At 64.5% G+C, this 15,991-nt stretch carries 12 protein-coding genes; 8 read left to right on the top strand and 4 right to left on the bottom strand.

Translation table 11 applies throughout. The features are described from left to right. Positions 1-17: 17 nt before the first annotated feature. From ISG32_RS12135 to ISG32_RS12160, 6 genes are all read left to right on the top strand, one after another. The gene (locus ISG32_RS12135) at positions 18-1,514 is read left to right on the top strand and encodes a M81 family metallopeptidase (RefSeq protein WP_194771271.1); all 1,497 of its coding nucleotides are present in this window, start codon (positions 18-20) and stop codon (positions 1,512-1,514) included. Positions 1,515-1,649: 135 nt separating this feature from the next. After that, complete coding sequence (locus ISG32_RS12140) at positions 1,650-2,642, top strand: BMP family protein (RefSeq protein ID WP_194771272.1); 993 nt, start codon at positions 1,650-1,652, stop codon at positions 2,640-2,642. Continuing rightward, on the top strand, positions 2,642-4,210 hold the full coding sequence (locus tag ISG32_RS12145) for an ABC transporter ATP-binding protein (protein WP_194771273.1): 1,569 nt from the start codon (positions 2,642-2,644) through the stop codon (positions 4,208-4,210). The genes ISG32_RS12140 and ISG32_RS12145 overlap by 1 nt, the downstream gene beginning before the upstream one ends. Further along, positions 4,207-5,274 carry an ABC transporter permease gene (locus ISG32_RS12150; protein WP_194771274.1) on the top strand — a complete coding sequence of 356 codons (1,068 nt, stop codon included), beginning with the start codon at positions 4,207-4,209 and terminating at the stop codon, positions 5,272-5,274. Before ISG32_RS12145 ends, ISG32_RS12150 begins: the two co-directional genes overlap by 4 nt. Further along, on the top strand, positions 5,274-6,200 hold the full coding sequence (locus ISG32_RS12155) for an ABC transporter permease (RefSeq protein WP_194771275.1): 927 nt from the start codon (positions 5,274-5,276) through the stop codon (positions 6,198-6,200). The genes ISG32_RS12150 and ISG32_RS12155 overlap by 1 nt, the downstream gene beginning before the upstream one ends. A 2-nt stretch (positions 6,201-6,202) precedes the next feature. Beyond that, positions 6,203-7,528, top strand: coding sequence for an amidohydrolase family protein (locus tag ISG32_RS12160; RefSeq protein ID WP_228529766.1), 1,326 nt, complete (start codon positions 6,203-6,205; stop codon positions 7,526-7,528). Between the two features lie 600 nt (positions 7,529-8,128). Here ISG32_RS12160 and ISG32_RS12165 read toward each other — a convergent pair. From ISG32_RS12165 to ISG32_RS12180, 4 genes are all read right to left on the bottom strand, one after another. After that, complete coding sequence (locus ISG32_RS12165; protein ID WP_228529767.1) at positions 8,129-8,932, bottom strand: IclR family transcriptional regulator; 804 nt, start codon at positions 8,930-8,932, stop codon at positions 8,129-8,131. A 63-nt stretch (positions 8,933-8,995) separates the two neighbouring features. Then, on the bottom strand, positions 8,996-10,360 hold the full coding sequence (locus ISG32_RS12170; protein ID WP_194771276.1) for an MFS transporter: 1,365 nt from the start codon (positions 10,358-10,360) through the stop codon (positions 8,996-8,998). 269 nt (positions 10,361-10,629) lie between these two features. Then, a complete protein-coding gene (gene dmpG / locus ISG32_RS12175) occupies positions 10,630-11,655 on the bottom strand; it encodes a 4-hydroxy-2-oxovalerate aldolase (protein WP_194771277.1) in 1,026 nt (341 codons plus the stop codon). A 14-nt stretch (positions 11,656-11,669) separates the two neighbouring features. Beyond that, positions 11,670-12,629: an acetaldehyde dehydrogenase (acetylating) gene (locus ISG32_RS12180; RefSeq protein ID WP_194771278.1), complete on the bottom strand. Its 960-nt coding sequence runs from the start codon at positions 12,627-12,629 to the stop codon at positions 11,670-11,672. Positions 12,630-13,024: 395 nt separating this feature from the next. Between ISG32_RS12180 and ISG32_RS12185 the strand changes: the two genes are divergently transcribed. Together ISG32_RS12185 and ISG32_RS12190 are read left to right on the top strand one after the other, a co-directional pair. After that, on the top strand, positions 13,025-15,334 hold the full coding sequence (locus ISG32_RS12185) for an NADP-dependent malic enzyme (protein ID WP_194771279.1): 2,310 nt from the start codon (positions 13,025-13,027) through the stop codon (positions 15,332-15,334). 154 nt (positions 15,335-15,488) lie between these two features. Then, positions 15,489-15,917, top strand: a complete 429-nt coding sequence (locus tag ISG32_RS12190) for a ribonuclease domain-containing protein (RefSeq protein ID WP_194771280.1) — start codon at positions 15,489-15,491, stop codon at positions 15,915-15,917. Positions 15,918-15,991: the final 74 nt, after the last annotated feature.

Here is a 15,991-nt window from a genome sequence, read left to right on the forward strand (position 1 = left end):
GCCGGAGAGTTGAAGCAATGAGTACCCCTGGAAGAAAGTTCCTGATCGCGCGTCTGAACCACGAGACCAATACGTTCTCGCCCGTCCCCACGCCCCTCGAAGCCTTTGCGCCGACCTTCGGCGAAGACGCGTATCGCGCCAACAAGGGCATGCGCACGGCGATGGCGGCCTTCATCGAGCTGGCCGAGGCCGAGGGCGCGGAGCTGGTCACGCCGGTCTCCGCCATGTCCAACCCGAGCGGGCCGGTGCATGCCGCGGCGTATGACGAGCTCACGCGCCGCATCGTCGAGGCGGTGCCTGGCTGCGACGCCATCCTGCTCGACCTGCATGGCGCGATGGTCGCCGAGAACAGCGACGACGGCGAGGGCGATCTGCTCGAGCGGGTGCGCGCCGCCGCGGCACCGGGCGTGCGGATCGGCGTAGCGCTCGACCTGCACGGCAACATCACCGAGAAGATCGTGCGCAACGCCGACGTGATCGTGGGCTTCAAGACCTACCCGCACATCGACATGTACGAGACCGGCGAGCATGCAGGCCGATTGCTGCTCGAGATGTGGCGCGGAGAGGCGCAGTACGAAGTGATCTGGACGCCCACGCGCCTGATGAGCCACACGCTGCGCAGCACCACATTGAGCGGCCCGATGAAGGACGCCTGCGAGCGCGCTGCGGCGATGGAAAAGCAAGACGGGCTGCCGGCTGTTTCGGTGTTCGGCGGCTTCTCGCTGGCCGACATTCCCGCGCCCTGCGTGAGCGTGGTCGCCACGGTCAAAAAGGGCTCCGCCAACGCGCAGCAAGTCGTCATCGACGCGTTCGCCGATCAGGCGGTGTGGCAACGGCGCGCGGAATTCGTCTACGACAGCGAGCCGCTCGAAACCTCGCTCGCGAAGGCCCAGGCACTGGCGGCGCAGGCCAATGGCAAGCCGGTGCTGCTGCTCGACCATGGCGACAACTGCATGTCGGGCGGCACCTGCGACACCATGGACGTGCTGCAGACCGCGCTGGCGCTGGGCATGACGGGCATCGCCGTCGGTCCGCTGTGCGATCCCGAAGCCGTGGCGCAGATGTTCGCTGCGGGCGAAGGCGCCGAGATCGACATCGCGCTGGGCAACAAGCGCTCGCTCGCCCATCTCGGCATGCACAAGCAGCCCGCGCAACTGCGCGGCACGGTGCGCAAACTCAGTGACGGCAAGTACGTCGTCTCCGGCCCGATCTACAACGGCATGGAATGCCACATGGGCCGCACGGCGCTGCTCGATATCGGCGGCGCGCAGATCGTGGTGACCGAGCAGACGCACGAGCCCTGGGACCTTGGCGTGTTCCATTGCGTGGGCGTCGATCCGACCAAGGCACGCTACTTGCTTCTCAAGTCGCGCATGTATTGCAGACCCGTTTTTGTGCCGTTGTCCGCAGGGCTCGTCGAATGCGACAGCCCCGGCGTGACGACGTCGGACTATTCGCGATTCGTCTTCTCCCGCGTGAATCGGCCGGTGTACCCGCTTGATCGCGATATATAAGGGTTTAGCCTTATACATTTAGGTTATGGGCACTTAGAATCACCGAGGCGGAGCCTTCAGCAGGGACTGAGCGCAGAAATAATTGAGGGTTTGCCCAGATTTTTCATCTTTCTAATCGTTGAAAGGAAGTGCCCGATGAAGTCCCTCTCCCGCCGTTCCACCCTCGCTGCCGCCGGCCTCGTCGCCCTCGCCAGCCTGGGCACCAGCTCCGTGTTCGCCGCCGACAAGCTCAAGGTCGCGGGAATCTACACGGTGCCGTTCGAGCAGCAATGGGTCAGCCGCATCCATCTGGCATTGAAGGCTGCCGAGGCACGCGGCGAGATCGAATACAAGGCCACCGAAAACGTCGCCAACCCCGACTACGAACGCGTGATGCGCGAGTACGCCAACGGCGGCTCGCAGCTGATCTTCGGTGAGGTGTTCGGCGTGGAGGCCGCCGCGCGCAAGGTCGCCAAGGACTTCCCCAAGATCGCCTTCGTCGCGGGTTCGTCGGGCAAGCCCACGGGCAACAACTTCGCGGTGTTCGACAACTACATCCAGGAGCCTTCGTACCTCTCGGGCATGATCGCGGGCGGCATGACCAAGTCGAACAAGATCGGCCTCGTCGGCGGCTTCCCGATTCCTGAAGTGAACCGCCTGATGAACGCCTTCATGGACGGCGCGCGCGCCGTGAACCCCAAGGTCACCTTCAGCATCACCTTCATCAACAGCTGGTTCGATCCACCCAAGGCCAAGGAAGCCGCCTTCGCCATGGTGGACAAGGGCGCGGACATTCTCTACGCCGAGCGTTTCGGCGTGAGCGATGCGGCCAAGGAACGCAAGGTGCTGGCGATCGGCAACGTGATCAACACGCAGGAGCAGTACCCCGACACCGTGGTCGCCTCCGCGCTGTGGAACATGCAGCCGACCGTGGACGAGGCCATCAAGCAGGTGAAGGCCGGTACGTTCAAGGCGGCCGACTTCGGCCCGTATTCGATGATGAAGCCGGGCGGCTCGTCGCTCGCGCCGCTGGGCACGTTCGAGGCCAAGGTGCCAGCCGATCTGAAGAAGAAGGTGGCCGACAAGCAGGCAGAGATTCTGGCGGGCAAGTTCGCCGTGAAGGTCAACGACGCACAACCCAAGCCCTGATGCAGCAAGACGGAAGGACCGGCGCAAACAATCGTCCCGCGCCGGTTCTTGAACTCAGCCACATCACCAAGCGCTTCGGGTCTCTCACGGCCAACGACGACATCTCGCTCACGCTCGGCGCGGGCGAAGTGCTCGCGCTTCTGGGTGAAAACGGCGCGGGCAAATCGACGCTGATGGCGATCCTCTTCGGTCACTACGTGGCCGACGAGGGCAGCATCCGCGTGCATGGGCAGGTGCTGCCATCGGGCAATCCGCGCGCGGCGCTGGCCGCGGGCATCGGCATGGTGCACCAGCATTTCGCGCTGGCGGACAACCTCACGGTGCTCGACAACATCCTGCTCGGCACAGAGTCACTGTGGTCGCCGCTCTCGCACCGCCAGGCGGCGCGCGATAAGCTCGGCGCCGTGTCGAAACAGTTCGGCCTCGTGATCGATCCCGATGCGCGCGTCGCCAACCTGAGCGTGGGCGAGCGCCAGCGCGTGGAAATCCTCAAGGCGCTGTATCGCGGCGCGCGTATCCTGATTCTCGACGAGCCCACCGCCGTGCTCACACCCCAGGAGAGCGAGGCGCTGTTCGACACGCTCTCGCAGATGGTGGCGCAGGGCCTGTCGATCATCTTCATCAGCCACAAGCTCGCGGAAGTGCTGCGCGTGTCGCACCGCATCGCGGTGCTGCGCCACGGCAAGCTCGTGGCCGAGATGCCCAGCGCCGGAGCCACGCAAGCCGATCTCGCATCGGCCATGGTCGGGCGCAGCGTGCAGGCCGGCGTACGCCATCCCACACGGGTGCGCGGCGACGTCGTCTGCCAGCTCGACAAGGTGCATACGCCCGCCGGGCGTGACGCGCTGCGCGGTGCCTCGCTCGAGATCCGGGCGGGCGAGATCGTGGCCGTGGCCGGGGTGTCCGGCAACGGCCAGGTGGCACTGGCGAGCGTGCTCTCGGGCATGGTCGCCATCACCAGTGGCCGCGCGACGCTGCAGGGCAAACCGCTGCCGACGCAGCCTTCGCCGCTGGTCGCGCTGGGCGTGGCGCGCATTCCCGAAGACCGCCATGGCACCGGCGTGGTGGGCGATCTGCCGGTGTGGGAGAACGCGGTGTCGGAATACCTGCACCAGCCCCGCACGGCGCTCACGCGCTTCGGTTTCGTCAAGCGCGCGGCCGCGCGCCTGAAGGCGCAGAAGATCAGCGAGGATTTCGACGTGCGCGGCGGCGGGCTCGACGCGCTCGCGCGTTCGCTCTCGGGCGGCAACATGCAGAAGCTCGTGCTCGGTCGCGCGCTCAGCGCCTCGGACGCGGCGACGCCGCCGGTGCTGATCGTCGCCCACCAGCCCACCTGGGGCCTGGACATCGGCGCGGTCGACTATGTGCAGCAGAAGCTGCTGGCGGCCCGCGACGCGGGTGCGGCAGTGCTGCTGATTTCGGATGATCTGGATGAGGTGATGCTCATGGGCGATCGCATTGCCGTGATGCACGAAGGCCATCTCACGCAGGCGCTGGAAGCCGACGCATGGACGCGTCAGAGCATCGGCCTTGCGATGGCAGGAGCTGGCGCAGGAGCGGTCGCATGAGACTGGAAAAAAGACAGACGCTGTCGCGAACGGCGTTGGTGATGGCGCCAATATGCGCGCTGGTGGCCACGCTGCTGGTCGCGGCGCTCTTGGTGATGTGGGCGGGCAAGCCCGTGGGCGCGACGTTCGCGCTGCTGGTGCAGGGCGGGTTCGGCTCGAAGTTCGCGTGGAGCGAGACGCTCACCCGCGCGATTCCGCTGATCCTCACCGGCCTTGCCGTGGCGGTCGCGTTCCGTGCGCGGCTGTTCAACATCGGCGCGGAAGGACAGCTGTACGCGGGCGCGCTCGCGGCAGTCGCGGTGGGAGGCATGCATGGCGGGACGGGCTTCGATCTGCCCATGCCGCTGCTGTACGTGCTGATGATGCTGGCGGCGGCCGTGGCCGGTGCGCTCATGCTGCTCGGCCCCGCGCTGCTCAAGTTCAGGCTCGGCGTGGACGAGGTGGTGACGACGCTGCTGCTGAACTTCATCGCCGCGCTCGCCGTCTCCGCGCTGCTCGACGGTCCGATGAAGGACCCGATGGCGCTCGGCTGGCCGCAGACCGTGGCGCTGCAGTCCGATCTGGAACTCTCGCGCCTGCTGGAGGGCACGCGACTGCATACCGGGCTGATCTGGGCCGCAGCGCTCGCCGTGGCCCTGTGGCTGCTGCTCGAGCGCACGGTGCTCGGCTTCGACATCCGCGCCACCGGCGCCAACCCCAAGGCTGCCAAATTCTCGGGCGTGAGCACGCTGCGCACCATCGTGATGACGGCGTTGATCTCGGGCGGCATCGCGGGTCTCGCGGGCGCCATCGAGGTGGCCGGGCGCGCGAGCTACGTGACGCTCGACCTGTCGCCCGGCTACGGCTACACCGGCATCGTGATCGCGATGCTCGCGGGCCTGCGGCCGCTCGGCGTGCTGGCTTCGGCGATTCTGGTCGCCGGCATCCAGGTGGGCGCCGACAGCATGAGCCGCGCGGTGGGCGTGCCCACCTACATCGCCGACGTGATCGTCGCGGCGGCGCTCATCGCGGTGCTGATCGCCTCGCTCATGACGCAATACCGCATTCAGTGGAGGGCCCGCTGATGCAGGAGCTCATCGATACTCTGGCCAGCCTGCCGTTCTGGGTCGCGGTGCTGCGCGTGGCCACGCCGCTGATTCTGGGCACGCTCGGCGTGCTGATGTGCGAGCGCGCGGGCGTGCTCAATCTCGGCATCGAAGGCATCATGGTCGCGGGCGCTTTCGCGGGCTGGATCACGGTCTACGGCGGCCACGGCCTGTGGACCGGCGTGCTCGCGGCGATGCTCGTCGGCGGCCTGCTCGGCCTGCTGCACGCGTTTCTCACCGTGGGACTCGCGCTGTCGCAGCATGTCTGCGGCCTCGGCATCACCATGCTCGCGACCGCGCTGTCGTACTACGCCTACCGCGTGAAGTTCCCCAAGGTCGACACGCCGCCCACCATCGAGCCCTTCGCGGCCATGGACTGGCTGCCCGTTCCCGTGCTCAACGCGCAGACCCCACTCACGCTGGTCGCGCTGCTGCTCGTTCCGCTGCTCTACTGGCTGCTGATGCGCACGCCGCTGGGTCTCGCGATCCGCATGGTCGGCGAGAGCCCGCAGGCCGCCGAAAGCCAGGGCATCAACGTGGTCTGGGTGCGCACCGGCGCCATCGTCGCGGGTTCGGCCATCATGGGCATGGCGGGCGCTTTTCTCACGCTCTCGGCGTTCAACGCGTTCTTCTTCAACATGATCAACGGACGCGGCTGGATCTGCGTGGCCCTCGTGGTCTTCGCCTCATGGCGCCCTGGCAAGGCCTTGCTGGGCGCGCTGCTGTTCGCCTTCTTCGACGCGCTCCAGCTGCGACTGCAGCAGGGCGCAAGCGGCGGCCTCGTGCCGTATCAGATCTATCTGATGCTGCCTTACGTGCTGTCGATCCTGGCCCTCGTGGTGATGGCGCGCCGCGCCAGCTACCCCCAGGCGCTGATGAAACCCTATCGCAAAGGAGAGCGTTGATCATGACGACGCCCACAAACACGTCCCCCACGACATCCCCCACCATGGACCTGATCGTGCGCCACTGCACGCTGCCGGACGGCCGCACCGACATCGACATCGGCGTGCAGGCCGGCCGCATCGTGGCCGTGCAGCCGGCGCTCGCGGCCAAGGGTGCCGAAGAGGTCGACGCCGAAGGCATGCTGGTCGCGCCCCCCTTCGTCGACGCGCATTTCCACATGGACTCGACGCTCAGCTACGGTCTGCCGCGCGTGAACGAAAGCGGCACGCTGCTCGAAGGCATCGCACTGTGGGGTGAACTGAAGCCCCTGCTCACGCAGGACGCCATCGTCGAGCGCGCCCTCGCCTATTGCGACTGGGCCGCCGCACGCGGCCTGCTCGCGATCCGCAGCCATGTGGACATCTGCGACCCGCGCCTGCTCGCCACCGAAGCGCTGCTGCACGTGCGCGAGAAGGTCAAGCCCTACATCGACCTGCAGCTCGTCGCCTTCCCGCAGGACGGCGTGCTGCGCGCGAACGGTGGAAAAGGCGCCAAGGAAAATCTGGTGCGCGCGCTCGACATGGGCGTGGACGTGGTCGGCGGCATTCCCCACTTCGAACGCACCATGGCGGAAGGCGCCGAGAGCGTGCGCTGGCTCTGCGAACTCGCCGCCGAACGCGGCCTGCGCGTGGACATGCACTGCGACGAAAGCGACGACCCCCTGAGCCGCCACATCGAAAGCCTGGCCTACGAAACCCAGCGCACGGGTCTCAACGGCCGCGTCAACGGCTCGCACCTCACGTCGATGCACAGCATGGACAACTACTACGTCTCCAAGCTGCTGCCGCTGATGCGTGAAGCCGGCGTCTCCGCGATCGCCAACCCGCTCATCAACATCACGCTGCAAGGCCGCCACGACACGTATCCCAAACGCCGCGGCATGACCCGCGTGCCCGAGATGCTGGCCGCAGGCATCGACGTGGCGTTCGGCCAGGACTGCTGCATGGACCCGTGGTACAGCCTCGGCAGCGGCGACATGCTCGAAGTCGCGCACATGGGCCTGCACGTGGGCCAGATGACCAGCCAGAACGCAATGCGCCAGTGCTTTGACGCGGTGACGGTCACGCCCGCGAAGATTCTGGGCCTGGAAGGTTACGGTCTCGAAGTGGGCTGCAACGCGGACATGGTGCTGCTGCACGCACGGTCCGCGTCCGAGGCGATTCGGCTGCGGGCGGCGCGTTTGAAGGTCTGGAGGCGTGGTGCGTTGATTGCTTCCACGCCCAAGGCGGATGCTGTGTTGAACTTGGCTGGGCGGCCTGCCAGCGTTTCGGTGTTGGCTGCGCGTTGAGGGTGGGTGGCTGAGACTTTTGGCCTCTGTGGCTTGGTTTTGTTGTGGGTGTCCTTTTAAGGGCAGAGGCCGGGAGTTCCGCCCGGCGGCGGAGTACCTTTTTGGTCTTGCCCAAAAAGTCACCAAAAATGCGTTTTTCAATACCCGCGGCAGAACTCGCTTTGCGCTTCGCGCGCCGCTCGGGCAACCGCCGCGAGTCAGATGTTCACTCGAAGGTGTGTTCGGCACGTCGCTTCGCTCGTGCCGCGCATCTCGCGACTTCGCGAGATGCTGGGGCGCCAGCACTGCGCGATTTTTGATTTGCTCGCTGGATCAACCTTGCTCAAAAGCGCAGTGGGCATTTGCCGCCCAACCCAACTCAACAAATACCCCGGCACGAGCGAAGCAAAGTGCCGCAAATTCCTCTTGGTCAAGCACTGACTCGCGGCGGTTGTCCGAACGGAGCGACGCAGTCGCGCAGTGAGTTCTGCCGCGTGACCCCGTATTCAAAAGCGCGCTTTTGGTGACTTTTCGCGCGCAAGCGAAAAGTTACTCCGCCGCCGGGCGGAACTCCCGGCCTCTGTCCTCAAACAAGCCAGCCAGCCAGCCAGCAAAAAAAGACTACCCCCCAGCCCCCAGCTGAACAGATATCTTCCGCGCCACCTCCTGCACAAGAGGAATCACCTCCCGCATCCGCGCCTCATCGGTATAGGCATCCGTACTCGTCACGCTGATCGACGCCACGATCTCCCCGCTCGCATCCCGAACCGGCGCCCCCACGCAGCGGATCCCATCCACGTTCTCGTCCATGTCGAACGTGTAGCCCTTGGCCGCGTAGTTGGCCATGGCACCCAGCCATTCGTCCTCGGTCAGGCGACCGGCGAGGCCCTTTTCAAACTCCTGCTGATAGCGCTTTTTCCACGCGGCGCGGCCATCGTCGAGGATCAGCGCCTTGCCGACCGAGGTGCAGCAGACCGGTTTGCGTCCGCCGATGCGGGTGTTGACTTCGATGGCGCGTTTTCCGCCGATCTTGTCGAGATAGATGATGCCCTCGTCCTCGTCCAGAGCGGCGAGGTGCACGGTGTCGAGCGTCTGTGCGGCGAGGTCTTCGAGGAAGGGTCTGGCGGTGGTGGTGACCGCCGATTCACGGTAGGCCATGAAGCCCAGTTCCACCAGGCGGCTGCCCAAACGGTAGCCCTTGCGCGGCTCGAAGCGCAGATAACGGACCTCCACGAGCGCCGATGCCAGCCGGTGCGTGGTGCTGAAGGTGATGCCCGTTTTCTCGGAAATATCCTTGACGGTGCGGCAGCCGTCGGCGACGGCCGCCACGACCTCGAGACCGCGAAACAGGGTCTGGCTGGCGAGAGGTTTGGCGGTTTTGCCTGTTGTCGTTGTCGTCTTGTCGGTCATGTGAGGCGTGGGCATTGCTGGGAGCGTCGATGATTCATGATGACCATCGGCGCGACGCAATGCCGCACGCCTTGGGGATCAGGAATCCAACGGTTGTCCGGTGCGGTCCTTGGTGAAGCTGATGGCGATCAGCGAGACCAGCGCGCACAGCGCGATGAAAATGGCGACCGGAACATAGCTGCCATGATAGCGAGCCATCAGCGCCGTGGCGATCAGGGGCATGGGGCCGCCGACCAATGCGGCGCCGACCTGGTAGCCCAGCGAGATGCCGGTGTAGCGCACGTTGGGCGGAAAGCTCTCGGCGAAGAAGGTGCCGAGCACCGAGCCGTAGGTGGACCAGATGATCGAGAAGCCGATCACGACGGCGATGGTGGAGATCACCGCCGAGCCCTGATTGAGCAGCCAGAAGTACGGTGCGGCATAGAGGGCGATGGCGATCGTGCCGATGACGAAGACCTTCTTGCGGCCGATGCGGTCGGACAGGGCGCCGAAGTACAGCATCACCGGCACGGCGATCAGCGCGGCGATCAGCACCACGTTGAGCGCTTCGACGCGCTTGTAACCGAGGCCCACGAGATACGAGATGGTGAAGGTCGCGAACAGGAAAAAGGTCGATGTCTCGACGAACTTCGCGCCGATGGCGACCAGCACCGGACGCCAGTGCTTGGTGATCGTTTCGGTCAGCGGCAGCTTCTTGGAAGCGGCGGCGGCGGACGGGTTGGCCTTGGCCTGCTCGGCGACCTTGCGGAACGACGGTGTTTCCTCGACCTTGTTGCGGATCCACATGCCGACCATCACCAGAACGATGGAGAGCACGAACGGAATGCGCCAGCCGTAGGACAGAAAGGCCTCTTCCGAGAACACGGTGCTCAGGCCCGAGGTGACGAGGTTGCCCAGCGCCAGACCAAACAGCGCGCCGGTCTGCGGCACCGCACCGAAGAAGCCGCGCTTGTTGGCGGGGGAGTATTCCACCGCCAGCAGCACGCCGCCGCCCCACTCGCCGCCAAGGGCCAGGCCCTGCAGCAGACGCAGCAGCGTGAGCAGGATCGGTGCCCACACGCCGATCTGGTCGTACGTTGGAGTCAAGCCGATCAGCACGGTGGACAGGCCCATGATGGACAGCGTCATCACCAGCGTCTTCTTGCGACCGACACGGTCACCGATGTGGGCGAAGACGACGCCGCCGATGGGGCGGATCAAGAAGGCGAGCGCGAACGACGCGAGCGCCAGCAGTTGGCTGGTGACGGGATCGTCCGATGGGAAGAACAGCTTGCCGAAAACGATGGACGACATGGTTCCGTAGAGGAAATAGTCGTACCACTCGATGGTGCTGCCGACCGCGCTGCCGAAGAGCGCGCGGCGACGGTCTGCGTCGCTGATCTGGTTGTCCGGGGATGTTGGGCTGGACTGGGCCTTGTGGCCCGCTTGCGTTGTTGCCGCCATGGAATTCACTTGTCTCTACTTACCAAAAAACTGACCGGGTACTTGGAGGTACCGTACTGACCAAAAAATCGTACTGTCGCTGTCAAACGGAAAAACGAAATCGAAAACTGGAATCGAAAATCGAAAATGCCGCACGAAACTGGCGCGGCCCAAGCGAGGGCAGCCGCGCAAGGGCCGCCCCGCCGCGCTGGCTGCGTCCCCCTGCCCGAAACGCAACGCGTTTCGAGAGCGGGGGAAGGCGCGAAGCGACTCAGGGGGGTCTTCCAGAATCAGGCAGCTGCGCGCTGCTTGAGGATGTCCAGCGCCACGTCGACGATCATGTCTTCCTGACCGCCGACCATGCGGCGCTTGCCAAGCTCGACCAGGATGTCCACGGTCTTGAGGTCGTACTTGGCCGCTGCCGCTTCGGAGTGGCGCAGGAACGAGCTGTAGACACCTGCATAGCCGAGCGCCAGCGTTTCGCGGTCCACGCGCACGGGACGGTCCTGCAGCGGACGCACGATGTCGTCGGCCGCATCCATAAGCTTGTACAGATCGGTGCCGTGGTTCCAGCCCATACGGTCGATGGCGGCGATGAAGGCCTCGAGCGGCGCATTGCCCGCGCCCGCGCCCATGCCGGCGAGGCTGGCGTCCACGCGATCGCAGCCCTCTTCCACCGCGACGATGGAGTTGGCCACGCCGAGGCTCAGGTTGTGGTGGGCGTGCATGCCGGTCTGCGTTTCCGGCTTGAGCGTGTCCTTGAACGCGCGGAAGCGGTCACGCACGTCGTTCATGCCCAGAGCGCCGCCGGAGTCCACCACGTAGCAGCAGGTCGCGCCGTAGCTTTCCATCAGCTTGGCCTGCTCGGCCAGCGCCTTGGGCGTGGTCATGTGGCTCATCATCAGGAAGCCCACGGTGTCCATGCCAAGCTTGCGGGCGTACTCGATGTGCTGGCGCGAGACGTCCGCCTCGGTGCAGTGCGTGGCCACGCGCACCACGCGCACGCCGGCGTCGTAGGCGTTCTTCAGATCATGGACGGTGCCGATGCCGGGCAGCAGCAGCGTGGCGATCTTGGCGTGCTTGACCACGCTGGCCACGCCCTCGATCCACTCCAGATCGGTGTGTGCGCCGAAGCCGTAGTTGAAGCTCGAACCCTGCAGGCCGTCGCCGTGCGCGACTTCGATGGAGTCCACCTTGGCGTCATCGAGCGCCTTGGCGATCTGCTTGGCGTTCTCGACGCTGTACTGATGACGGATGGCGTGGCTGCCATCGCGCAAAGTCACGTCGGAGATGTAGATTTTCTTGTTCGGATTCATGGTGTGTCGTCTCCTCAGGCGGTCGCAAGTTCTGCGGCCAGCATGCGTGCGGCCATGTGTTCTGCGGTGCGCAGACCGGCGCTGGTCATGATGTCCAGATTGCCCGCGTAAGCAGGCAGGTAGTGCGCGGCGCCTTCCACTTCGAGGAACACCGAGGTCTTCAGACCTGTGAGCGCGTCGCCCACACCCGGAATGCGGATAGGTTGCGTGATGCGGTCGAACTGCACCTTCTGCTTGAGGCGGTAGCCAGGCACGTAGGACTGCACTGCGGCGGCCATCTGCTCGACGGACCTGGCGATGGCGTCCTCGTCGGCCAGCTCGCTGAGCGTGTAAACGGTGTCGCGCATGATCAGCGGCGGCTCGGCCGGATTCAGCACGATGATCGCCTTGCCCTTGGTGGCACCGCCGACGACTTCAATCGCCTTCGACGTGGTTTCGGTGAACTCGTCGATGTTGGCGCGCGTGCCGGGGCCAGCGCTCTTGCTGGAGATGGAGGCGACGATCTCGCCGTAGTGCACCTTGGCCACGCGCGAGACGGCGGCGACCATGGGAATCGTGGCCTGGCCACCGCAGGTGACCATGTTCACGTTGAGCGCGTCGAGGTGGTCCTCGCCGTTCACCACGGGGATGCAGTAGGGACCGATGGCGGCGGGCGTCAGGTCGATCATGCGGATGCCGGGCTTCAGGCTGCGCAGGAAGGCGTCGTTCTTGACGTGGGCGCCCGCGCTGGTGGCGTCGAACACGAAGTCGATGTCCTGGAACTCGGGCAGTCGGGTCAGTCCTTCGACGCCTTCATGCGTGATGGCCACGCCCATGCGCGCGGCGCGGGCCAGGCCGTCGGAGTTGGGATCGATGCCGACCATGGCGCCCATCTCGATGTGCTTGCCGTGGCGCAGGATCTTGATCATCAAGTCCGTACCGATGTTGCCGCTACCAACGATGGCGGCCTTGAGTTTGCGTTGAGCGTTTGACACTTGACTCCTTCCTTTTCAGGGCCCGGCCCTGTGTGTTTTCAGGATGCGAAGTTTAGGGAAGTTTTTTTTAATTATCAACATATGAATGTATTTCTCATATATTGAGTATTCAACAGAATGCCGACCACGCAATGGGGCAGGCCGGAATGGGGGTTTGCGAGCAGGGCTGAAACGGCGAATGCAAGCACCGACTTGGTGCCAAAGCCGCATGAACTGGTGTTTTCGCGCTACAAAAGGCATTTCGCCATGCCAATTGCGCATCTGGTCATCACAACTGTTTCACTCCACAGCCAAATGACAGGCAAGCGGCCTACAATCGGCTCCCCTGTTCACGCTGACGGCTGTCTCAGATCATTGGAATGCACCGTCAGCATTGCCTCTGCTGGAGACTCTTGATGTCCGAGAATACGGCCCCGACCCCTGTTGATAAACGTGCCCAGCTGCGCAAGGCAGCACTCGAGTACCACGAGTTCCCCAAGCCCGGAAAGATCGCCATCGCTGCCACCAAGCAGATGATCAACCAGCACGATCTGGCGCTGGCGTACTCGCCCGGCGTGGCCGCTCCCTGCGAAGAAATCGTCAAGGACCCGAGCGCCGCCTTCCGCTACACCGCGCGCGGCAATCTGGTGGGCGTGGTCACCAATGGCACGGCCGTGCTCGGCCTCGGCGACATCGGCGCGCTCGCGGGCAAGCCCGTCATGGAAGGCAAGGGCGTGCTGTTCAAGAAGTTCTCGGGCATCGACGTGTTCGACATCGAGATCGACGAGAAGGACCCGGACAAGCTCGTGGAGATCATCGCCGCGCTCGAGCCCACCTTCGGCGGCATCAACCTCGAGGACATCAAGGCACCGGACTGCTTCTACGTCGAGCGCAAGCTGCGCGAGCGCATGAAGATTCCGGTCTTCCACGACGACCAGCACGGCACCGCCATCACCGTGGGCGCGGCCATCATCAACGGCCTCAAGGTCGCGGGCAAGGACATCGCCAAGGTCAAGCTGGTCGCCTCGGGCGCGGGCGCGGCGGCGCTGGCGTGTCTTGGCCTGCTGGTCAAGCTCGGCCTGCCGCGCGAGAACATCTGGGTGACGGACATCGCGGGCCTGGTCTACAAGGACCGCACCGAGCTGATGGACGAGGACAAGGCTTTCTTCGCACAGGAGACCTCGCAGCGCACGCTCAGCGAAGTGATCGCCGATGCGGACATCTTCCTCGGTCTCTCGGCCGGTGGCGTGCTCAAGCAGGACATGGTCCGGAAGATGGCGGCCAATCCGCTGATCTTCGCGCTCGCCAATCCGAATCCGGAGATCTCGCCGGAAGACGTGAAGGCCGTGCGCGATGACGCGATCATCGCGACGGGCCGCACCGACTATCCGAACCAGGTCAACAACGTCCTGTGCTTCCCCTACATCTTCCGTGGCGCACTTGACTGCGGCGCGACCACCATCACCACCGAGATGGAAATCGCCGCCGTGCACGCGATCGCCGAGCTGGCGCAGGCCGAGCAGAGCGAGGTCGTGGCGGCCGCCTACGTGGGCGAGCAGCTGGCCTTCGGCCGCGAGTACCTGATTCCCAAGCCGTTCGATCCTCGTCTGATGATGAAGATCGCCCCGGCCGTGGCCAAGGCCGCCGCCGACAGCGGCGTGGCCCTGCGCCCCATCGCCGACATGGACGCCTACAGCGACCATCTGCAGACCTTCGTCTACGCCTCAGGCACGACGATGAAGCCGATCTTCACCGCCGCCAAGGCCGCCGCGAAGAAGCGCGTGGCCTATTCCGAAGGTGAGGAAGAACGCGTGCTGCGCGCCGCCCAGATCGTGGTCGATGAAAAAATCGCCCGTCCCACGCTGATCGGCCGTCCCGAGATCATCGCCCAGCGCATCGAAAAGTTTGGTCTGCGCCTGAAGGAAGGCGTCGACTACGACGTGGTCAACGTTGAAAACGACCACCGCTACCGCGACTTCTGGCAGACCTACCACCGCATGACCGAGCGCAAGGGCGTGACCGCCCCCGTCGCCAAGATCGAAATGCGCCGCCGCCTTACGCTGATCGGCACCATGCTGATGCACAAGGGCGAGGTCGACGGCCTCATCTGCGGCACCTGGGGCCTGACCGCCCACCATCTGCAGTACATCGATCAGGTGATCGGCAAGCGCGCGGGCGTTGCCACCTACGCCTGCATGAACGGCCTGCTGCTGCCTGACCGCCAGGTGTTCCTGGTCGACACGCACGTCAACTACGACCCCACGGCCGAGCAGCTGGCCGAGATCACGGTGATGGCCGCCGAGGAAATGATGCGTTTCGGCATCAAGCCCAAGGCCGCTTTGTTGTCGCATTCCAATTTCGGATCAAGCAACCAGCCAAGCGCCGTGAAAATGCGCGAAACGCTTGAAATTCTCAAGATTCAAGCGCCATGGCTTGAAGTCGATGGCGAGATGCACGGCGACGTGGCGCTGGATCCCAAGGCCCGCGCTGCCCTGATGCCGCACAGCTCACTATCGGGAGCCGCCAACCTGTTGGTGTTGCCCAACATCGACGCGGCCAACATTTCGTACAACCTGCTCAAGACCGCCGCTGGCGGTGGCATCGCCATCGGGCCCGTGCTGCTCGGCGCTTCCGAGCCCGTGCACATCCTCACGCCCAGCGCGACGGTGCGCCGGATCGTGAACATGACCGCACTGACGGTCGCAGACGCCAATGCGGCAAGATAAGTCCATCATCCAAAGCAAGCGCTGACTTTCGCTCTGGATTGTTGACCAAGGGACTGCCCATTTTTTGGGCAGTCCCTTGCTTTTTGTGGGTCTTTGAGTCAAACTATTGCCTCGAAATTCCGGGTAAACCCGTAGTTTCCGAAAGGTGTCGTTGATGTTGAAGGCTGTCGCCGTATCGGCGCAAAGAACTGGCTTCAAGGCCGGTTTGGCAGGTTTGGCGTACGCTTTGTTGACGCTGTCCTCAGGGGCACCGCTCACGGCATTCGCTCGTCAGAATGTTGCCATTGATCCCGTCTCAGCCACCATTTCGGTTGCAGAGTTGCCGGCTCAGGCCCGCACCACCTATGCACTGATCAAGGAAGGCGGTCCTTTCGCAAACGAGAAGGACGGTTCTGTTTTTGGCAACTACGAACGCCAGCTTCCCAAAGCGCGGCGCGGTTACTACCACGAATACACCGTCAAGACGCCTGGAGCCCGCAATCGGGGGGCTCGGCGCATCGTCTGCGGCGGACCACCAAGAGTGCCTGACGCCTGTTACTACACCAACGACCACTACGCGAGTTTCCGAGAGATCAAGGAATAACTGTCAACCAACCACTATTCTGCTGTTCCAGAAGGACGCAGAGGCTTGGCGATACTGAGTTATCAGCACACAAT

The sequence above is a fragment of the Diaphorobacter caeni genome, from assembly GCF_015354245.1.
Classification (GTDB): domain Bacteria; phylum Pseudomonadota; class Gammaproteobacteria; order Burkholderiales; family Burkholderiaceae_C; genus Diaphorobacter_A; species Diaphorobacter_A caeni.